Source organism: Streptomyces sp. SM1 (assembly GCF_002910825.1).
GTDB lineage: Bacteria > Actinomycetota > Actinomycetes > Streptomycetales > Streptomycetaceae > Streptomyces > Streptomyces okerensis.
Map to the genome: position 1 here is coordinate 1 of NZ_NEUB01000959.1, position 1,993 is coordinate 1,993.

A 1,993-nucleotide genomic window follows, 5' to 3' on the forward strand; every position below is an offset into this window, starting at 1 on the left:
CGGGCGCCGCGGGGGTGGGCGCGCGGTGCTGGTGCGGCCGACGGAACCGGCCCCGCGGGCCCGGCGGCGGCAACGGCTAGAGTCGGCCGCATGACCAAGTGGGAATACATAAATCTTACGCCATGAACGATGGCGCGGCTAGTCGTGGCTCTGACCAGTGCTTTAGTGCGCTGGCGGGGCCTCAGCGACGTAGTACCCGCGACCGCTGACCACGTAGACCAGACCATCAGCGCGGAGGCTCGCCAGCGCACGGGATGCAGTCGACTGCGACACGTCGAACTCAGCGGCCAGCGCCACAGTGCCAGGCAGATGCGCTGCGCGCTGCCCTGGGCAGTTACGCCGGCGGAGCCTCAGCGACATAGCTGCCCTTGTGCGGCAGCGTCTCAATCAGGCCCCGTTCGCGGAGATCTTGCAGCGCTCGCCGGACAGTGTGGTCAGCGACGCCATAAGCCTGGGCGAGCCGCAGGATGCTGGGCAGGGCAGCGCCGGCGGGAATGCGTCCAGAGTCAATCTGCTGGGCAAGATCATCAGCCACGCGCTGCCATTCGTACTGAACCATGGCCACAGCGTCGCGCGGCTAACCAGGGTCCGCATCGCCAGACCATGGTGCACCGTGGTGATCCATGGCATAACTTGGACAGTGCACAAACACAAACGCGGCCGCTTCGCTGATCCCGGCCAAGAGACAGCGAAGCGGCCTAACCGGAAAGGAACTCCGGCTGATGAGCGAACTTACCTGCATCGGCAGCACCGACGGAAAAGACGTCCTGGTGCAGAGCGGCGGAGCCATTGAAGGCGCCATGAGGTTTGAGGCTGCGGCAGCGCTCCATGGGGCAACGTCGCTTCTTTGATCGTTTCAGGGTGACTGTGGTCGTGGTGTGAGTGTGTGGAGCTGGATGGTGTAGGTGACGCGTTCGGTGGCGGGTTGATCTGGTTGGAGTGTGGGCCAGTTGACGTGTCGGGCCTTGGTGGCGCGGGGTGATCGGCGGCCGGGCCGTGGCCGGGTGGCGGTGCGGATCAGGTCGGCGCCGATGTCACGGATCTTGGTGGTCAGGCGTGGAGGGGGGAAAGTCCGCCCCGACGGTTCGCTGGGCGGCGTGCAGGGCGTGCTTGAAGCTGATCTGGGCTGGTGGGATGCCGTCCTGGGTCGCGCTGTCGGTGGCCAGGTGGCGTACGGACTGGTAGACGCAGAGCATCGCCCACAGTTCCTGGGCGACCATTTCGGGGCTGTTGGAGCGCAGGGTCGCGGTGCGGCCGCCGCGTTGCTCGACCTTGATCGACCGGTAGATCGTTTCGCTGGTCCAGCGACGTGCGTAGAGCTCGGCGAGTTCGGTGGCCGGGGCGGTGTCCGGGTCGAGGAGGGTGGTGATCAGGCAGAACAGTTCCGAGGACTCGGTGGTGGAGCCGTCGGCGCCCTCGGCGGTGCTGTGCACGGTGTACTCGATCACCCGGACGGTGATGCGCTGTCCGCGTGGCCCGTTGAGGCGGGAGAGACAGGTGCCGTCGTGGAGTACCTCGATGACGGGCAGGGTGAACGACGCGCTCGCGCGCCACAACAGCTCAGCGCCCCGGCCCGCGGCTGCGGTGAACAGGTCGTAGGAGGGGAAGCCCCGGTCGGCCAGCAGCAGCGTGCCCCGCTCGATCACCGGCAACAGGCGTGTGGCCAGGGTGCGTTCCCCGACCGCGAGGGAGTCGAAGACCGCTGCGATCACGGCCAGGGTGCCGCACTCGACCAGGGCCAGCAGCCGCACCTGTGGATAGGGCCCCTGCCGGGCCTCGGTCACAGGCCGGGTGTACGCGGCGGAGTTCGCCGCACTGTCGGGGACGTTGAAGGTGGTGCCGTCCAGCGAGGTCAGACGCAGGTTCCGCCAGAACACCCCCGGCGTGGCCGGCGTGCCCTGCGCTCCGCGCACCCGGTCGAACAGCACCCGAAGCGCCCCCGCCCCCAGCCGGGAGCGGGCCTTGGTCAGCGACCCTGTCGATGCCGGACGCC

The 1,993-nt window shown here is 68.1% G+C and carries 4 protein-coding genes; 1 reads left to right on the forward strand and 3 read right to left on the reverse strand.

The window, feature by feature from the left end:
- Positions 1 to 162 precede the first annotated feature (162 nt).
- The gene (locus B9S61_RS33485; protein WP_103545535.1) at positions 163 to 360 is read right to left on the reverse strand and encodes a GntR family transcriptional regulator; all 198 of its coding nucleotides are present in this window, start codon (positions 358 to 360) and stop codon (positions 163 to 165) included.
- A complete protein-coding gene (locus tag B9S61_RS33490; RefSeq protein ID WP_103545536.1) occupies positions 335 to 559 on the reverse strand; it encodes a winged helix-turn-helix domain-containing protein in 225 nt (74 codons plus the stop codon). The genes B9S61_RS33485 and B9S61_RS33490 overlap by 26 nt, the downstream gene beginning before the upstream one ends.
- Positions 560 to 722: 163 nt before the next feature.
- Here B9S61_RS33490 and B9S61_RS42895 point away from each other — a divergent pair, with 163 nt between their 5' ends.
- Positions 723 to 851, forward strand: coding sequence for a hypothetical protein (locus tag B9S61_RS42895; protein ID WP_258039997.1), 129 nt, complete (start codon positions 723 to 725; stop codon positions 849 to 851).
- Between the two features lie 183 nt (positions 852 to 1,034).
- On the opposite strand, the gene B9S61_RS33495 is transcribed toward B9S61_RS42895, so the two are convergent.
- The coding region (locus tag B9S61_RS33495) for an IS4 family transposase (protein WP_103545782.1) at positions 1,035 to 1,993 on the reverse strand (959 nt) is incomplete at its 5' end.